This window comes from Belliella marina (assembly GCF_042682445.1).
Taxonomy (GTDB): domain Bacteria; phylum Bacteroidota; class Bacteroidia; order Cytophagales; family Cyclobacteriaceae; genus Belliella; species Belliella marina.
This window is the reverse complement of the sequence record NZ_JBHUHR010000025.1, coordinates 33,544-49,848: the sequence shown is the minus strand read 5'-3', so window position 1 is coordinate 49,848 and position 16,305 is coordinate 33,544. Positions and strand designations below refer to the sequence as shown.

At 42.7% G+C, this 16,305-nt stretch carries 10 protein-coding genes; 4 read left to right on the top strand and 6 right to left on the bottom strand.

Annotated elements, in window-relative coordinates:
- Positions 1-47 precede the first annotated feature (47 nt).
- The 3 genes from ACFSKL_RS09305 to ACFSKL_RS09295 all read right to left on the bottom strand — a co-directional run bounded on the left by ACFSKL_RS09305 (position 48) and on the right by ACFSKL_RS09295 (position 4,669).
- Positions 48-1,874 carry a tetratricopeptide repeat-containing sensor histidine kinase gene (locus tag ACFSKL_RS09305; protein ID WP_376885622.1) on the bottom strand — a complete coding sequence of 609 codons (1,827 nt, stop codon included), beginning with the start codon at positions 1,872-1,874 and terminating at the stop codon, positions 48-50.
- Between the two features lie 281 nt (positions 1,875-2,155).
- On the bottom strand, positions 2,156-2,845 hold the full coding sequence (locus ACFSKL_RS09300) for a potassium channel family protein (RefSeq protein WP_376885620.1): 690 nt from the start codon (positions 2,843-2,845) through the stop codon (positions 2,156-2,158).
- Between the two features lie 18 nt (positions 2,846-2,863).
- The gene (locus tag ACFSKL_RS09295) at positions 2,864-4,669 is read right to left on the bottom strand and encodes a TrkH family potassium uptake protein (RefSeq protein ID WP_376885618.1); all 1,806 of its coding nucleotides are present in this window, start codon (positions 4,667-4,669) and stop codon (positions 2,864-2,866) included.
- 269 nt (positions 4,670-4,938) lie between these two features.
- On the opposite strand from ACFSKL_RS09295, the gene ACFSKL_RS09290 reads away from it, so the two are divergent.
- From ACFSKL_RS09290 to ACFSKL_RS09275, 4 genes are all read left to right on the top strand, one after another.
- Complete coding sequence (locus ACFSKL_RS09290) at positions 4,939-5,766, top strand: outer membrane beta-barrel protein (RefSeq protein ID WP_376885617.1); 828 nt, start codon at positions 4,939-4,941, stop codon at positions 5,764-5,766.
- 246 nt (positions 5,767-6,012) lie between these two features.
- On the top strand, positions 6,013-6,420 hold the full coding sequence (locus tag ACFSKL_RS09285) for a GNAT family N-acetyltransferase (RefSeq protein ID WP_376885615.1): 408 nt from the start codon (positions 6,013-6,015) through the stop codon (positions 6,418-6,420).
- Between the two features lie 364 nt (positions 6,421-6,784).
- A complete protein-coding gene (locus tag ACFSKL_RS09280; protein WP_376885613.1) occupies positions 6,785-8,305 on the top strand; it encodes a TlpA family protein disulfide reductase in 1,521 nt (506 codons plus the stop codon).
- Between the two features lie 14 nt (positions 8,306-8,319).
- Positions 8,320-11,055 (top strand): DEAD/DEAH box helicase family protein, encoded by a 2,736-nt coding sequence (locus ACFSKL_RS09275; protein WP_376885611.1) that lies wholly within the window; start codon positions 8,320-8,322, stop codon positions 11,053-11,055.
- Positions 11,056-11,775: 720 nt separating this feature from the next.
- Here ACFSKL_RS09275 and ACFSKL_RS09270 read toward each other — a convergent pair.
- From ACFSKL_RS09270 to ACFSKL_RS09260, 3 genes are all read right to left on the bottom strand, one after another.
- Positions 11,776-13,572, bottom strand: coding sequence for an alpha-amylase family glycosyl hydrolase (locus tag ACFSKL_RS09270; protein WP_376885609.1), 1,797 nt, complete (start codon positions 13,570-13,572; stop codon positions 11,776-11,778).
- Positions 13,573-14,219: 647 nt separating this feature from the next.
- Positions 14,220-15,011, bottom strand: coding sequence for a hypothetical protein (locus tag ACFSKL_RS09265; protein ID WP_376885608.1), 792 nt, complete (start codon positions 15,009-15,011; stop codon positions 14,220-14,222).
- Entirely contained in the window at positions 15,008-16,303 is a 1,296-nt protein-coding gene (locus tag ACFSKL_RS09260) for a purple acid phosphatase family protein (protein WP_376885606.1), read from the bottom strand. Before ACFSKL_RS09260 ends, ACFSKL_RS09265 begins: the two co-directional genes overlap by 4 nt.
- Between the last annotated feature and the right edge of the window lie 2 nt (positions 16,304-16,305).

Sequence of the window (16,305 nt, the reverse complement as noted above, 5' to 3'; positions counted from 1 at the left end):
TGGATTACGGTACACTTCCTGGGTTGGTTGTTTTTCATTGTATTCGATCAATTTAGCAAGGGAATGGCAATGCGGACTTTCGTCCCCGGGAAATCGGCATCTTCACAGCAAGCGGAATAGGAAATGGTGATTTTTTCTTTGTGGGAAGTATTGTAAGCCTGTATACGTTTATTGATGATTTCTTTTCCCATGGAGCGGTGTGCCTGTGATTTTGATGCCCGAATCCCATTGCCGTTGTCAGTGATCTCAGCAATCAGATGGGATTCTTCTATTTCAAAATAAACATTGATAAGTCCATCCATTCTGTTTTTGATACCATGTACAATGGCATTTTCCACAAACGGCTGCACCAACATCACAGGGATAAATACACCGTCTAGGTCATCGATGTTTCTCGTGGAGACATCGTAGGCAAACGAGTTGTTGGCATTTAGCTGGTGGAGTCTCAGAAAGTCCTTCGTCATTTGGATTTCTTCTGCCAGGGAGATTTCCTCTTGGTCTGATGTCTCCAATACAGTCCTGATCAACTTACTGAAGCTGTTGAGGTACTCCATTGATTTTTTGCCGTCATTCTTATAAATGAAATTCTGGACACTTTGCAAGGCATTGAATATGAAGTGTGGGTTGAGCTGCGAGCGCAGGAAGCGCTGCTGCAATGCGGTCCGATCAAGTGCCTGCTTGGTTCGAACTTGCTTGAACCAGATATAAACCAATCCTCCCAATAACAAGACCAGTACAGATACACCTATTGCTAATATGCGTTGTTGTCTAATCAGCTGTTCCTGCAACTCATTTTCAGCCTGTAGGATATCTATCTGCTGTTGTTTTTTGTTTGCTTCGTATTTTTCGGTGATTTCTGCAATCTGTGCTTTGAGATGTAGCTGGGAGAGTGAATCATCTATATGGGAATAGTCTTCCAGGTATCCTAGAGCACGGCGGAAGTCACCTTGTTTAGTTGCCGTATTTTTGAGGTTGATAAGAATCGGAAGCTTTTCCTCCCCTTCGGCATATCCCAAGGCTTCGTGGTAGTATTCCTCTGCCTTTTGGTATTGTCCAGACATTTGATAGGCATGTCCTATATTGTTGAGGGCCGCCAATGGCTTCCCCTGTTGGGTGCTTTCCTTGATTGACAGGGCTTTTTTTCCAGCTTCGATAGCCAATTCCCACCTGGAATCTTCCGAGTATATTTTGCTCAGGTTTGTATAGAGTGCTGACAAAACGAACTGGTTACCTCTCTCCTCGGCCATCGGAATGGCTTCCTTCGCCAATTTTTCACCTTCGGAATAATCTCCCAAGTCAAAGTACATAGCCACCAGGTTGGTCATGACGTGAAGCCTCACTTCACTGCTTTCTTCCAACATTCCTAGCGCCTTCTCCAAGTAAGTTCGGGCATTGGGAAAATCCTTTGAACCTGCATACAATGCCCCTAAATTGATATATACTTTGCTGACTTCCTCCGGATACCTATCCTCTTTGATGTACAACATACTTTTATGGTACATTTCAATGGCTTTTTCCGGGGCATGCTCATATTGTGCCACTGCTCCCATGCCATTATAAAACCTCCCTATATAGAGGCTATCCTGCGTTTTTGTTGCCAATGAAAGTCCCGAAGCATAGTGAAGACTGGCTTCTTCGAATTTTCTCTCCTGCATCAGTTTTGAACCATGGCGGTAGAGACTGTCCAGCAAATCTTGGGTCGAGATGCCATCCGAGACAATTTCCTCTGTTTGATCATTTTTGACAGTCAATCCAGTCTGAGCCGAAGTATTGGAACCAAAAACCAACCCTGGCACAACGCTTCCAAAAGTTGTGGCAAAATCTCTGGAAAGGGCATTTTGACCAAAAGCAAATAGCCCTATGAGTAAAGTCACTTTCCGAATGAATGGTAAAAATATCAACATTGTATATTAAAACTGACAATCCATTTTACTGGATTAGTGATGGGACTCCCTTTCAATAAAATAAACCGACCCACAAATTTAATAAAAACATTCAAACAAATTTTGGGTCAAACCCAAGGAAACAATCTGGGGGAATTCAAATGAGCCGCAATCATTGGTGCGATCTACCGATGTTCACAACCAGCTTCACTGACTTTGGCAACTAGCCAAGAAGTCCCCCATATCACCTAATCCACTTGGCTATTACTAGTCTAATCTTCAAGTTTCAGGATACTCTGAATATCATTGATATGTCCAAAGAGCAATAAAATATCACCTTCCTCCACGACTGTATCGGGGGTGACTACACCTGTCACTTTTTTCTTCTTTGATTTGACTCCAAAAATATTCGGTTTCTCCACCATCTTGATCACCGTCAATATATTGATATGATAGTCTTGGCGGATTTTTGTCTCAGAAATAGTCAGTCCAACATACCTTTTGGGGGTCTTGACTTCAATGATATTGTAATCGTCAGACACATCCAAAGAGTCGATCACACCTTTCATCTGAAGGCTTTTGGCCATTCTTTCTGCAGAATCTTCTTCAGGATGCAGGACTTCATCTACCCCGATGGCTTGGATGACCGTTTCATGTATTTTGTTGATAGACCTACTGATCAGTCTTTTGATATTCAGCTGCTTGAAAATGGCGGTAACCATAATCGATGCACCAAAATCCTCCCCTATGGCGATAATCACAGCGTCCGCTTCCTTGCAGGGAAGGTTCTTCACAGCCTGGGCATCTGTCGCATCCATCACGATGGCATGGGTAATCTTATCTTTGACGGCTTCGACTTTAGCCTCACTCGCATCAATCCCGATCACTTCATGACCGTAACTGGTCAGCCTTGCTGCCAAATGCCCCCCAAAATTCCCTAAACCTACAATGATATATTTCATAATGATGATATTTACTTTTTAAGTAATGAACACTCCCTCTTCCGGATATTTGTACCTCAAAGTCCTGGCCTTTTTTATAAAGGCAACCAAAGCAGTCAATGTGCCTACCCTTCCCAAAAACATGATGACCGTAACGACAATTTTACTGCCTGTTGACAAATCACCTGTAACCCCAAGACTCAGCCCTACGGTAGAGAATGCTGAGAAAATCTCGAATGCAACACTGATCAACGGTAATTGTGGATCAAAGAGCAAAACCAAAAACACGCCCAAGCCAATGACAAAAAATGACAATAGGATCACGGCAAATGCTTTTCTGATCGTATCGTTGCTGATTTGTCTTTTGAATATTTCGACCCGGTTTTTCCCTTTGGCGATACTGATCGCGTTCAGTACGGCCACTGCTATCGTGCTGGTCTTCAACCCACCTCCCGTAGATCCTGGAGAAGCCCCAATCCACATCAATATCAGGTAGATTAAGATTGTCGGCATGGCCAGAGCAGACATATCCACTGTATTGAACCCAGCTGTCCTTGGGGTTACTGCCCCAAAAAAGGCCGTCACAAATTTGCCATAGCCCGAAAGTCCTTTTAGAGTGTGCTCTGCCTCATAAATCCAATAGGTGACAAAACCCAAAAACAACAGAACAAATGTAGTATAGACTATCAACCTGATATTCACATTGACTACCCTGGGGGAATGCCGATACTCTTCCTCACCAGTGATGGATTTTTTGGTCCCAACGACCACATGCTTGAGGTAATTGTAATACCCCAAAACCACCGGAAAACCTATCCCTCCCAAGATGATCACTATGGCAATGATAAGGTGAACGGTGTATTCCTCCCTAAACCCTACCTCATAAAGCCCATTCCCCAAAGTCGAAAAGCCTGCGTTGCAAAATCCGGAAATTGCATGGAATACAGAGAAAAACAGCTGATCTCCACTATTTTCAAACAAATTGCTGTCAATGATGGAAGAAATCAATAAAGCTGCCACCCCTTCTGTCAGCAAGGTAAAGAGGATGATCTTGAGCAAAGTAGAATTAATGGCACCTATATTATCTTCGTTGATATAATCCTTGAGGAAAAGTTGGTTTTGCAGGGAATAGGACCCTTTGAAAAAGAACCCAAAAAACGATGTAAAGGTCATCATACCCAGACCACCTACCTGAAATAATATCATGATGATAAACTGCCCAAGAAACGTAAAATCGGAGGAGGTATCCAAAACGATAAGTCCAGTCACACAGACTGCCGATGTGGAAGTAAATAAGGCATCTATCAAACTGATTCCATTGACAGTGGCATTGGGAAGGGATAATAAGCCTGTCCCTAGCAATATCACCAGCAAGAAACTGAGAATGAAAACCATTGCTGGATGGATCTTTAGCTGATTGGCTACCAAGCTCAACTTACTCAGCTCAATCAAAAAAAGGATCAAAACCAATAGATTCACAAAAAAAGCCTTGATCTGGAGATTCCCCACCGTCATTGAACTTTTCAATTCAACAACTTCAAAATTGACCAGGGATGCCAATAGCAAAACCAGGATGATGCCGATTTCTACGACAAACCTTGCAGTCTTAAATTTCTCCGATTTGGAAAACAACCTGATGGTATAGCCCAAAGACAAGAGCAATAAAAGGGAAAAGTAAATTTTCCCAACCAATCCAGAATGGACTTCATCCCTGAAGCCTAAATCAACCATCAACATCCCAAAGGCCAATACACTGATGACCTGAATAATCCTGTTATTCAGGTCAAACAATTTCCTGATCCTTAAGATCTTTTCGTCGGGACTTTCGAAAAATCTATTCTCCATATCAATTAAAGAACCCGAAAGGTATCAAATAGCATACAGATAGGAAAGGTTTTTTATATATTTAACTCACCTGTAAGCACCATGTGACTTGCTAAACAGAAATCCCAAGCATCTCAAAGGCCATAAGCTTGAGGTGTTGATTCTGTTCTAACTTTATAGTCCACATCATTTTTTTTGAAAAATTAGACTATTTTTGTTGCCATTCGCTAGCTATTGGTACGGAATATTGGATAACCAACCCATCTTTCCGCCATACTGAATTTGATTTTATGAGATATTTTGTATTCATGATCTTCTTGTTTGTCTATATCCCAGGATATGGACAGAAAGTCAATATAGGATTTCGAAGTGGTGTCAGTTTCAGTAATCTGTATTCACATAACGCCCCAGGTGAGAAACCAAGTCCTCAAATTGTAAAAAACCCATCGGGACATATACTGTCAGGGCAGGATACACGTCAAGTCAACTCGCATTATTATGAAACCCGTTTTATTCAAGACATGCGAATTGGTTTATTTTCATATATATATGTGGATTATGAAATTACCAAAAGACTTTCTGGTGAAATTGGACTTGGCTATACGCAAAGAGGAATTGATATAGAATATAGCCTACATTCCACTACTGTCAATTCTGACAACAATACCGTGAAATCATTTCACCAATTTAGACGTGAATTTCGATTGGATTACATTTCGATCCCCATTACCTTTCAATATAAGTTAGACAAGAAAGAGCGGTTTTATGTTGTCGGAGGCATTTACAGTTCTGTAGCTGTTGATTTTTTAATCAAAGAATCACTTGTAACAACAAATCGACAAACATTTGACCCTTCAGGAAATCATTTAGGGACAACAGAAGATAAAAGTTGGACTACAGTGTCATACGCCAACCGCTTTGATTCTGGGCTAATACTGGGCGGGGGCATCAACTTGCCACTGAAAGAAAAAATGGCTCTTGCATTAGATATCAGAAGTGCTGTAGGTATGAGAAATGTACCGAAAAAATATGATCAATATGGATTTCAAGGGTTCAGGAATACTGCAAAAAACATCGGTTTCGAAACTGGAATAAAATTCCAGTATAATATCAACTAAACTATTATCGGCTAAATACCGATAGGTTTGGTTTCGCCTAAAGGCGACTAAAGTGCATCCGAGAACTAGTGTTCCTTGTGAAAAACTTGGTGATCTTTGTGGTTATAATTTTTACAACAAAAATCACCAAGTAAAAACACCAAGTTCACAAAGAAAAAAACACTATATTCTTCGCCTAAAAGCGAGGTATTTTCACCCAGAGTGAGACATTAAAGAAGCCCAGCAAATCACAAACCTATTAGACAAATGGAAATAAACATATCAGACAGAAGAGACATCAAGATTGAAGATATTTTAGAACTGTATAGAGCCAATAAGTGGAGCTCTGCCGACAAACCCACTGAACTCTATAATGGCTTGACCAATTCCCACACACTCCTTTCTGCATGGGACAATGGAAAATTGGTAGGGATTGGCAATGCCATTTCTGATGGGCACCTGGTTGTATATTATCCCCACTTACTTGTACACCCCGATTATCAGGGAAAAGGGATAGGAAAATTGATCATGGAAAGAATGCAGGAAAGGTATAAGGACTTTCATATGCAAATGCTGACAGCAGATGGGGAAGCCATTGATTTTTACCAAAAAACAGGTTTTGCAAGAGCCGGAAAAACAGAGCCGATGTGGATTTATAATGGTACAGAACATTGATTTGGAAACAGGTTTGAGATTGCAGTATAATGTATATGATCCATTCAGAAGAAGATACGCTATCTGTCCGTATTGAAAAGCACCCTGTTTTTATTACTTAAGTTAGTTTTTATTTTGAACTTAATTAATTAGGTTTGGAAAGAAGGTAATTGAGGCAGTATTATTTCAGAAAAATCACCTTTAACAGTTTCAAAGAGAAGAATTCTTTTAGAGTTGGCCTTTAATTGGTCTGTAGCGACACAAACCAAGGTAACCCTCGAAAGATTTGCAGTCTAAAAACGATACCCTCGCTTTTACATATTGATTGAAATAGCGTGGACATCTAATATTTTGAGCCTGACACGCAGCATGACCCAAAACCAACATGAAAAAACTTGTAGCTTTATTGACATTCGCCTTATTGATATCCTCTGCCTATGCTGGCAGTGATGATCACAGCAACCCAAAAAGGGTGGTCATTGCTGGCAAAGTCAAAAATATGGATCCCAACAATCTCGAAGTAAAATTAGCTGTCAACCAGCTTGCGCTAGGCCAAGCTGCTGTTTATGCCAAAGCGGATTCCCTGGGCAACTTTCACGCTTCTTTCGAAACCTACATCCCCACTGATGTATGGATAATTTACAAGACGAATTTTCTTGTCATGGTACAGCCTGGAGACAGTATCTATGTGGAGTTTGATGGCAAACATAAAGACCGTCCCCAATTACTCGAAACAATTAAATTTGATGGGGATGGCAGCAAAACCAACCAAGATGCTGCAAAATTCCAGTCAATGTACTTCTCTAGCACACTTTACCATGATTGGGATGCGAAGATGTTGGCAATAAAAAATTATGACCATGAAGATTATTTACTACATCTGGACTCAATAGGGCATCAATTCACCGACTTATACAATGGATTCTTGGTTGAAGTCCAGCCTGATGAAAATGTAAAAATCTGGGCAAAAACCTTTATTGAACAAGAATATTACGACGCACTTTCCATGTACCCCAGGGAGCATGCAAGGGCCAACAACCTAAAGGATGAAGAATGGAGCGTACCTGAAAACTTCTACGACAAACTTTTGGACAGATTGCCAATTGAAAGAAACATGCTTGTCAGCGGATACGCAATCTCAGGTTTTATCAATAGTTTTCACTACAATTATTCAAGAAAAAAAACAAGGAGTGAAGAGTTAATCCAAAAATATAAAACACCTGAAGGTCATATAGTCGCACCAAAAGAAATCATTGATTCCATCAATGTTTATGGAATCATAAAACATACACCAGACACCTTGTTGCGGCAAATGGTTCTAACAGAATTTTTCCAACAGAATTTAGAAAACTCAGAAATCGATATATATGAGCAGTATAAAAACATTGTGGACACCTATATTCTTGAACCATTTTTAAGGGAGCCGTTATTTGAACAATACAAAGAGGTTAAGAATCGTATAGAAAACCCTCAAATAGCGACAGATGCCTACCTGAAGAAGTTTGAAGATGCTACCTACAAGGAGCTCTTTGATTCCGTCCTGACAAGCAACAAAGGAAAGGTTGTATATGTAAATTTTTGGGCCACTTGGTGTGGTCCCTGCAAAGCCGAAATTCCCCATTCAAAAAGGCTGATGGAAGAAATGAAAGAAAAAGATGTAGCCTTCGTATATATCTGCATTGACTCCAAGGAAGAATTGTGGAAAGCAGACTTAGCAAATTTCCAAATTGGCGGCCAACATTACTACTTGACAAATGAGCAAAGTACAGCCATGAGAAAGGCTTTCGAGATACAGGGAATCCCGTATTATCTTTTGATTGACCAAGAAGGAGTGATCCTGGAAAAAGGGTCACATTTGAGACCTGGGGGCATGAAAAGCAAACTATTGGGAGTTCTTGGGAATTAAAACACATCAATACATTGACCGAATACCCCAAAGACATTGAATTCAAATACAGCTGGAGAAAATACCAACAGCGGGTTCTTGACGACCTAAAAGAACACCTCACTGACGGGCATTTGCATATAATCGCCCCGCCAGGTTCTGGGAAAACTGTCCTGGGACTTGAAGTCGCTCTTCGGCTGAACAGCCCCACTTTGATACTTGCCCCTACAATTGCCATCCGAAACCAATGGATCCAACGTTTTTGCGAACTTTTTCTCCAAAGCAACCTGACCCCCGACTGGATTTCGAGAGATATCAGAAACCCAAAATTCATGACTGTAGTAACCTACCAGGGACTTCATGCCGCATGCAATAACTGGAGGGTTGATGAAGAGGAAATTGACGAGGAGGAGGATTTCCCTAAAGGACAGGCAGAAAATGGAATCAAAAAGTCTACAAACCCAAACCTTGACAGCATTGTATCCGGACTGAAATCGCAGCAAATCAAGACCATTGTTGTAGACGAAGCGCATCACCTAAAGAATGAATGGTGGCAAACACTGACAAAGGTAAAAGAAAAGTTAGACCCCGTCATCGTTGGTCTGACAGCTACACCACCCTACGATGTATCCGCTACAGAATGGCAACGGTACGTTGCATTGAACGGCCCAGTAGACACAGAAATCTCCGTGCCCGAATTGGTGGTTGAGGGTGACCTTTGCCCACATCAAGATTATGTGTATTTCTCATTGCCAACAACAAAGGAAAACCAGAGCATACTCGATTTCAGAAACAATATTGAAAAGCTTTTTGGGGAAATAAAGACTGACGAAACCATCCTAGAAGCCATTCAGCAGCATCCCATTTGGCAAGAGCCGTCCAAACAATTGGACTGGATCTATAACAATCTGTCCTCCTATTCTGCTTGCCTTATTTTTCTCCATGACAATAAAATAGAGATCCCCGCAACACATCTTGAAGTCATTGGAGACAAAAACTTTCAAATCCCCAAGCTCGATTTCGAATGGATCGAAATCTTATTGGACTTCTACCTTTACAAAGAAAAAGAGTATTTCAAAGCCTTTGAACCACATCAAAAGACACTTGAAAAGCGATTAAGAAGGTATGGAGCTATTGAAAGGAGGCAGATCAACTTTTTGCACAACAGGCGTATCACGGGATTCTTGACCTCAAGTATCAGTAAACTGAATGGCATCAAGGAAATTGTTGATTTTGAATATGGCAATCTGGGCAAAGACTTGCGTCTGGTCATCCTGTCTGACTTTATCCGGAAAGAATTTTTCATCAATGCACCTGAAAACAACCTAGAACTGAACAAGATTGGCGTCATTCCCATTTTTGAGAAATTAAGAAGGGAAAACAGAGCCAACAAGAAAATCGCCGTGCTCACAGGTTCTATGATTATCATTCCCCTTACGGCTTATGCGGCATTTGAGGCAAAGGCTGCGAAATATGGCATTACCCAGATCAATTCAAGCCCAGTTCCTTTTGACAGCAGTTATATTCTGATCAACCAAACTGCCCAACTCAAGCACGATATTGTCCATATTGTCACCCAAGTCTTCCAAGCTGGGGAAATAGAGGTTTTGATAGGGACAAAATCTTTGCTGGGCGAAGGCTGGGACGCCCCAGCTATCAATGCCCTCATCCTGGCAAGTTTCGTAGGCTCCTTTGTGCTTTCCAACCAAATGCGAGGCAGGGCGATCAGGACACAAAATGGGAATGGTGACAAAACAGGGAATATTTGGCATTTGGTATGCCTTGATCCCACTTCAATGACAGGCGGTGACGATTTTGAGTTGCTCAAAAGACGTTTCAGAAGTTTCTTAGGTGTTTCGTTCAGAGATGAACCCGCAATAGAAAATGGTATTGGAAGGTTGGATTTGCCGGAAAACATCCACCACAGGGAGGAAGCCGAAAAGAAAAACACTGAAATGTTTGGGCATGCAGGCGACCGGGAAAGCCTAAAGCTCCGTTGGAAAGAGGCATTGGCGACTGGTGTCAATCTCGTGGAGGAGATCAAAATCCCCTTTCCCGAAGAAAGGGAATACAAGGCAGTCAAATCGATGTACCTCTACAAAACTATCAGAAACCTCCTGGGAGCCTTGGGGTCAGGATTGCTGGGTTATGGTCTGGAAAGTCTTGAAATTCTTGGCCGGGCATCGAAAAATATAAAAACTGCAAAAGACCTGTATGTATATCTTGCGGTAATTGGCACCATTGGCATGGTGATTTTCGGAAGGCAGACATTCTTAACACTGAGACTGTATTTCAAATACCGGGACATTTCTAAAGACCTCCAACAAATCGGCGATGCCCTGCTAAACGCATTGATCAAAGCAGGATCCATCCATACCGAGCATTCAAATTTGAAGGTCGAAACTTCGGTTGATAAGTGGGGCGCGGTGTTTTGCCATTTGGAAGGGGGAACAACCTTTGAGAAATCCACTTTCATCCTTGCACTGCAAGAGGTCATTGCGCCCATTGACAATCCACGTTATGTGATTATCAGAAAGAATAGGTTTATGCTTTTGACCAAGCAAAAGGACTATCATTCCGTCCCTGAAATACTCGGACGGAACAAGCACTTGGCGACATATTTCAAGGGTCAGTGGGAAAAGCTTGTCGGCAGCTGCGAATTGGTTTTCACCAGGACAATAGAGGGCAGAAAACTGCTTTTGAAGTCAAGGGTAAAATCCTTGGCGGCACAGTTTGAAGACAAAGTAGAGCATATCAACAAATGGAAATGAAAATTCGGCAAACCAGGACCAATCCCTTGACAATAGATCAAGGGGATTATCCTATAATCTGGTTTTAACGACATAGCTCCACCAAAAACCAAACCTATCGGCTGAAGACCGATAGGTTTGGTTTCGCCTAAAGGCGACTAAAGTGCATCCGAGACTTCGTGTTCTTGGTGAAAAACTTGGTGATCTTAGTGGTTATAATTTTTACCACAATGATCACAAAAAAAACGCCGAGTTCACAAAGAAAAAAAACACTAAAATCTTCGTCTAAAGACGAGGGATTTTCCCCCAGGGTGAGGCATTCAAGAGGTCAGGGCTACGCCCCTCTAAGGTTTACACCATACCATTTCCTACGAAGAGTACAGGGCTAACGCCCCTGACCAGTGATTTTCTAGTATCGACCGCAAGGGGCCTGTCCCGCAGAATTGCGGGAAGATATCTCACTTTGCCTCCCTATGGTGAGGTAAATTCGATATGACCCTGTCGCATTTCATTGGTAGTTGCACAGGATCAATCCCGATAAACCTAGACAGGTTATCCACAAGCAATTTGCCCGCTACACCACAGGCGTGGTGGATCCAATATCAATGTATTTCGGGCTGAATCAAAAAGCAGGTATTTACTTCATTACAGGCATCATCCCGTATATACATGTTTTTTTTTAATCTGTAGACTCATAACCACTGACTCCTTTCAGGACGATACTCCCACCATACGCAGGTTTTATCTGGACAATATCACCCCTCCATAAGAAGGTATATCAATCATCAAGGAATATCGCTTGCCATTCATGCCCTCTCCCGAATGTAGTTCACTGAGATCCACCTCCGAAAAGACCTCATCATATCCAGACCAGCCACTATTGAAAACCACTTTCCACACTCCATCCTGATCAATACCAAACCGGTAGCCGATTTTCGTTTCCACACCAAAGTTCACTACTACGACAACAGGATTCCCGGGGTCATCATAGTGGTAGCGGGTATATGCCAACACCAAACCTTCATCATCCCGATGGAGGATCTCGATCCCCTGTCCGTTCAGCCCACGTGCAAAACCTTCGGATGATTTTCTTAGATGAATCAAATCCCGATACAGGGTCATAATTCCCCCAAAATACCCCAACCGACCCCAAGCCAATGCTGAAGAATCATGAAAATGTTCGAAGGTGAGAAACTCCTGCCCCTGAAAAACCATTGGGATTCCTGGTGCGGTAAATATAACAATCGCCCCCAAGGTAGATTTCTTCTTGGCATATTCCCCTTCTGCATCCCCTGGCTGGATCTCCTCGGGAAGTCTTTTGGAACCCATATTAGCTACTTCGTCATGGGATTCTGTATAGATCACCTTTTCAAAAACGTCATCGTTGAACTTACCCAAAAGTAGCTCCTCCACTGCATGGATACTTCTGTCCGCATCCTTGCCCACCGTCAAGACTTGCCTCAATACCTGGGAAAAACCGATTCCCCACTGAGAGTCAAAACCAAGTCCCCCTTGGTCCAATCTGGCCGTAACAGCCGCATCAAACTTCAGATCCTCCGCAATCAGGATCTTGCAGGGAAATTTCTCCTTTATCTCCTGGTTCAAGCTCTTCAAAAAACCTACCCCCTCTTCCAACACCGCCCCTCCAATATGGTCATTGGCATCGAGCAACCTAATGATAGCTGTAGCATCGAACCGCAGCCCATCACATTGGAATGCCTCCAGCCACAACATCGCATTGTCCCTAAGGTAATTGCGCACTTCCGGTCGGCCATAATCTGGCCTTGTATTGCCCCATGGGGTATTGGCCCGTTCATCATTGTAAAAATAGATGCCCCCCATCCCATTTTCCTCCCATCCGTCAAACTGCCAGAGATTCAGATCCGAAGGTCCCAGGTGGTTGTATACCACATCCAGGATAACGGCAATCCCCCTGATATGGGCTTCAAAAACAAAATGCTTTAGGCCATCTGGTCCACCATAAGAAGTCTCCACGGCAAAGGGGTTGCAGGGATTGTATCCCCATGAAAAATCCCCTGGGAATTCAGCCACAGGCATGATTTCAATAGTATTGACCCCCAAATCCCTGAGGTAATCCAGCTTTTTTGCGGCTGTATAGAAATCCCCGACCTGCCCTTCCTCTTTGCCTTCCCTATTGAAAGTCCCAAGATGCAATTCATAGATCACCACTTCATTGATCGCCGGTGGGCGAAAACCATGGTCATTGAAATCTTTCCAAAGATCATATACGACACTGTTCCCGTTGCTATGGGTCATTTTCAGTGCATACGGGTCGTTTCTGTGCAGTATGTTGCCATTGTTGTGGATGATAAATTTGTACTCATCCCCTGCTGTCGCATCCGGGACATGGCAAGCCCAAAACCCATTCTCTTCATGCTCCAAAGGAAATGAGGAATCGTTCCAACCATTGAAAGAACCATACACAAAAACCTGCTCTGCATTGGGCGCCCAAAGCCTAAAAGTCACCCCATTCTGCCCTAAAACCGCCCCCATTCCGGAATACTTCTTATGATCCATATCTTGCCTTCTATTAGCGCTATAATTATAACCTGGTAGTTTTTTGTCCCCTTAGTGTAGTATGAAGTAAAATTCCCTTAGCCCAATCACCTCAGCAAGCCACATCCCTGCTTGCTATTACAACTTCCAAGCCAAGATGAAAGTTTGGAACGGACTGCTCCAAAAGAAAAAACGGATATGCATATTTTTTTATATCATATCCGACATCTGAAATAAAAACCTGAGTTCGACTATTCTCACTTTGTCAACCTGCCTGCCGGCAGGCAGGAACGGTTTTAAATGGTGAGAACTACGAAAAGAAGGTGCGTGAAGTAATATTGGCATATTGTGGATTGAAAAAGTGAAGTAGATTGCCGTTTAAAACCGAATAGTCGGCTCAGTCAATAAAAACACCCATTTACTGCGTTAAATTTCTGAGCGATAGCTTAGGCTATCCCTCAAAAATTTGCCTTGTAACTGGATATTTTTATTGATTTTGACTTTGTGATAACAATCGAACTCAGGTTAAAAAGAAAAGTTCTCAACAGCGGGAGTACAAACTCCCCATCCAGATCCACCACCATCTCAGCCACCCTGCACCTGAGGTCAGCCCATGGAAAACAATGGCTATAGCCACCACCCAAATCATTGACTGATGGTCATTTGTGTCAACCCTCTTGGGCTACAGTCGGAGACAATTCCCCACTTGCCTTCTTTTCTTTCATAATCACCAAAAGAAGCAAAACCACCGGCAAGGCAATATTCGGCCATCTCACCAAAACTTCTTTGTGCATCAGCCAGCCAAAGCTTAGGAAACGCACTGCAAAAGTCACCAAAACCCAAAATAATGCCCACATATACACATATTTGACGGGGTACGCCAGTATAAGTGTGGCCACCAAAACATCCACTCCACCAATAATCTTCATCATCAACAATGCTTGGTCCTCTTTCAAAGACAGTCCCAGAACATCAAAACTGTTCAATATATATTCCGCAAAATATGGATGTCCCAACCAGGACTCAACCCCATGTATAAAAAACACCAAAGCCAAACCCATCCTTAGGGCCACCCCCCCTGTTGCTTTGGTCCGATCAAATGACAAAAACACCAAACCAATCGGAAGTAGGTATCTTGGGGCATGGCCAGCCAATGACCACATTGAAAAGAAGTTTCCCCCAAAATCCTGCGCCAAATAGCCAAAACCGAATGCTCCCAAAGCGATTGGGAGCATGGCAAACCATAATTTTGGGACTAGGGACAGAAAGCCCAAGATCAGGAATATAAACCCACAGACTTTTTCAATATGCTTCACCTGATCTATCGGCAAAGCATAATCCATAAAGAGTACCGAACCCAGTACGCTTCCAGTCTGTAGATTGAGAAAAAGGCCAATGGTATAAACAAACACACAAGCCCGTCCAATGGCAAGGGGATCAAGCAGCCCAAGCTTTCTCATGGTTTTCGGGGCTTTCTTGAATATTCATCCACAATCCTACCCTGCTCGTCAATTGCCTGCAACTTCAATTCTCCCTGACTCATACTGATCAAATGGACATGGTTGATACTGGCTCCCATCCCCGGAGGCTGGATAAACCACAAACTGGCATCCACCTTCCTTTGGGGCACACCCAATCCCCCTTCTCCTATATATACGATTCCGTCTTCGTGCTTTTTCCCGTCAAGGATTGGCACCGTCCTTTTGAGTATATGCCCATCAGACTCCATAGCCAAATCCACCCTGTACTTATCAAAAATCGGCGTCCATGTCTGCCTTACCCTTGCAAAGGTAAAGTCATTAAAATCTTTGGCTACAGGATATGCAGGCCTGTGGTAGTTGACAATCACCCATCTTTTGGTACTGCGATATTTTTCAAGCTCCTCTATCAACCATTCTTTTTGCTTGCCTCCGATGATCGTTTCGGTATTGAGTGTCAAGACCACTGCATCCATTCCTAGCTTGGTGGTGTAATAATATGAATTGATGTTTTCACTATTGATTTCCCCAAGCCAAAAATTCTCAATAAAACCTATTTCCTCATCGTGGTTTCCCTTGGAAATCACAAGTGGCAAAACCCTATTGTCTTTGGTGGTAGTCAATTGATGGTCTTCAAACCACCAATACAAGTGTCTCCAATTGGCTGTAGACCCATAATCCGCCCCATGAAACAAAGCAATAATCTCTGGATTGGACTCCAACAAGCTTCGCATCTGCTTATTCATATTCTGTCTATCTACATGGGGGGTTCTTCCCGCATACCGTGGTTTTTCACCACCCAACCTTGAATCTCCTCCCCATAGAAATTTGTGGGAATTGGCAATGTCCGAACCCGTGACAAAATAATGCTCTTCTGAAACCTTCCCTCCACTCTTCACAACAAAATAATACTTCTTACCCGGACTTAGCCCTTTTATTTCTGCATGGTTATAAAAGCCCTGAGGCACCCCCTCAGTCTTATCCATGGCCGTCATGGTGATTTTTCCGTTTCTCACCTCATTTTCCTCAAAATTGTATTTTCCCAGCTCTCCCTGTCTGGGAACCGTATCGTAAAAAAGCACATTGTCCTCCGTCATTAAAAATGATGTCCAACTCACAATTGCATGGCTGGAGGGATCTTCCGTAAATACAACCCGGAGATGCTTCACTCCTGATGCCGCCTCTACTCCATTGTCACCTTTGAACTGGGCGCTTGCCAATACCAACAACAGCATTACTGTCAACATTGGCAAATAATTTCTTTGCTTATTCATAT

What these genes read in the sequence shown, in the direction of transcription:
- ACFSKL_RS09300 (WP_376885620.1), bottom strand. Translation starts at nt 2,845, where the DNA reads ATGAAATATATCATTGTAGGTTTAGGGAATTTTGGGGGGCATTTGGCA.
- ACFSKL_RS09295 (WP_376885618.1), bottom strand. Translation starts at nt 4,669, where the DNA reads ATGGAGAATAGATTTTTCGAAAGTCCCGACGAAAAGATCTTAAGGATC.
- ACFSKL_RS09290 (WP_376885617.1), top strand. Translation starts at nt 4,939, where the DNA reads ATGAGATATTTTGTATTCATGATCTTCTTGTTTGTCTATATCCCAGGA.
- ACFSKL_RS09285 (WP_376885615.1), top strand. Translation starts at nt 6,013, where the DNA reads ATGGAAATAAACATATCAGACAGAAGAGACATCAAGATTGAAGATATT.
- ACFSKL_RS09280 (WP_376885613.1), top strand. Translation starts at nt 6,785, where the DNA reads ATGAAAAAACTTGTAGCTTTATTGACATTCGCCTTATTGATATCCTCT.
- ACFSKL_RS09270 (WP_376885609.1), bottom strand. Translation starts at nt 13,572, where the DNA reads ATGGATCATAAGAAGTATTCCGGAATGGGGGCGGTTTTAGGGCAGAAT.
- ACFSKL_RS09265 (WP_376885608.1), bottom strand. Translation starts at nt 15,011, where the DNA reads ATGAGAAAGCTTGGGCTGCTTGATCCCCTTGCCATTGGACGGGCTTGT.
- ACFSKL_RS09260 (WP_376885606.1), bottom strand. Translation starts at nt 16,303, where the DNA reads ATGAATAAGCAAAGAAATTATTTGCCAATGTTGACAGTAATGCTGTTG.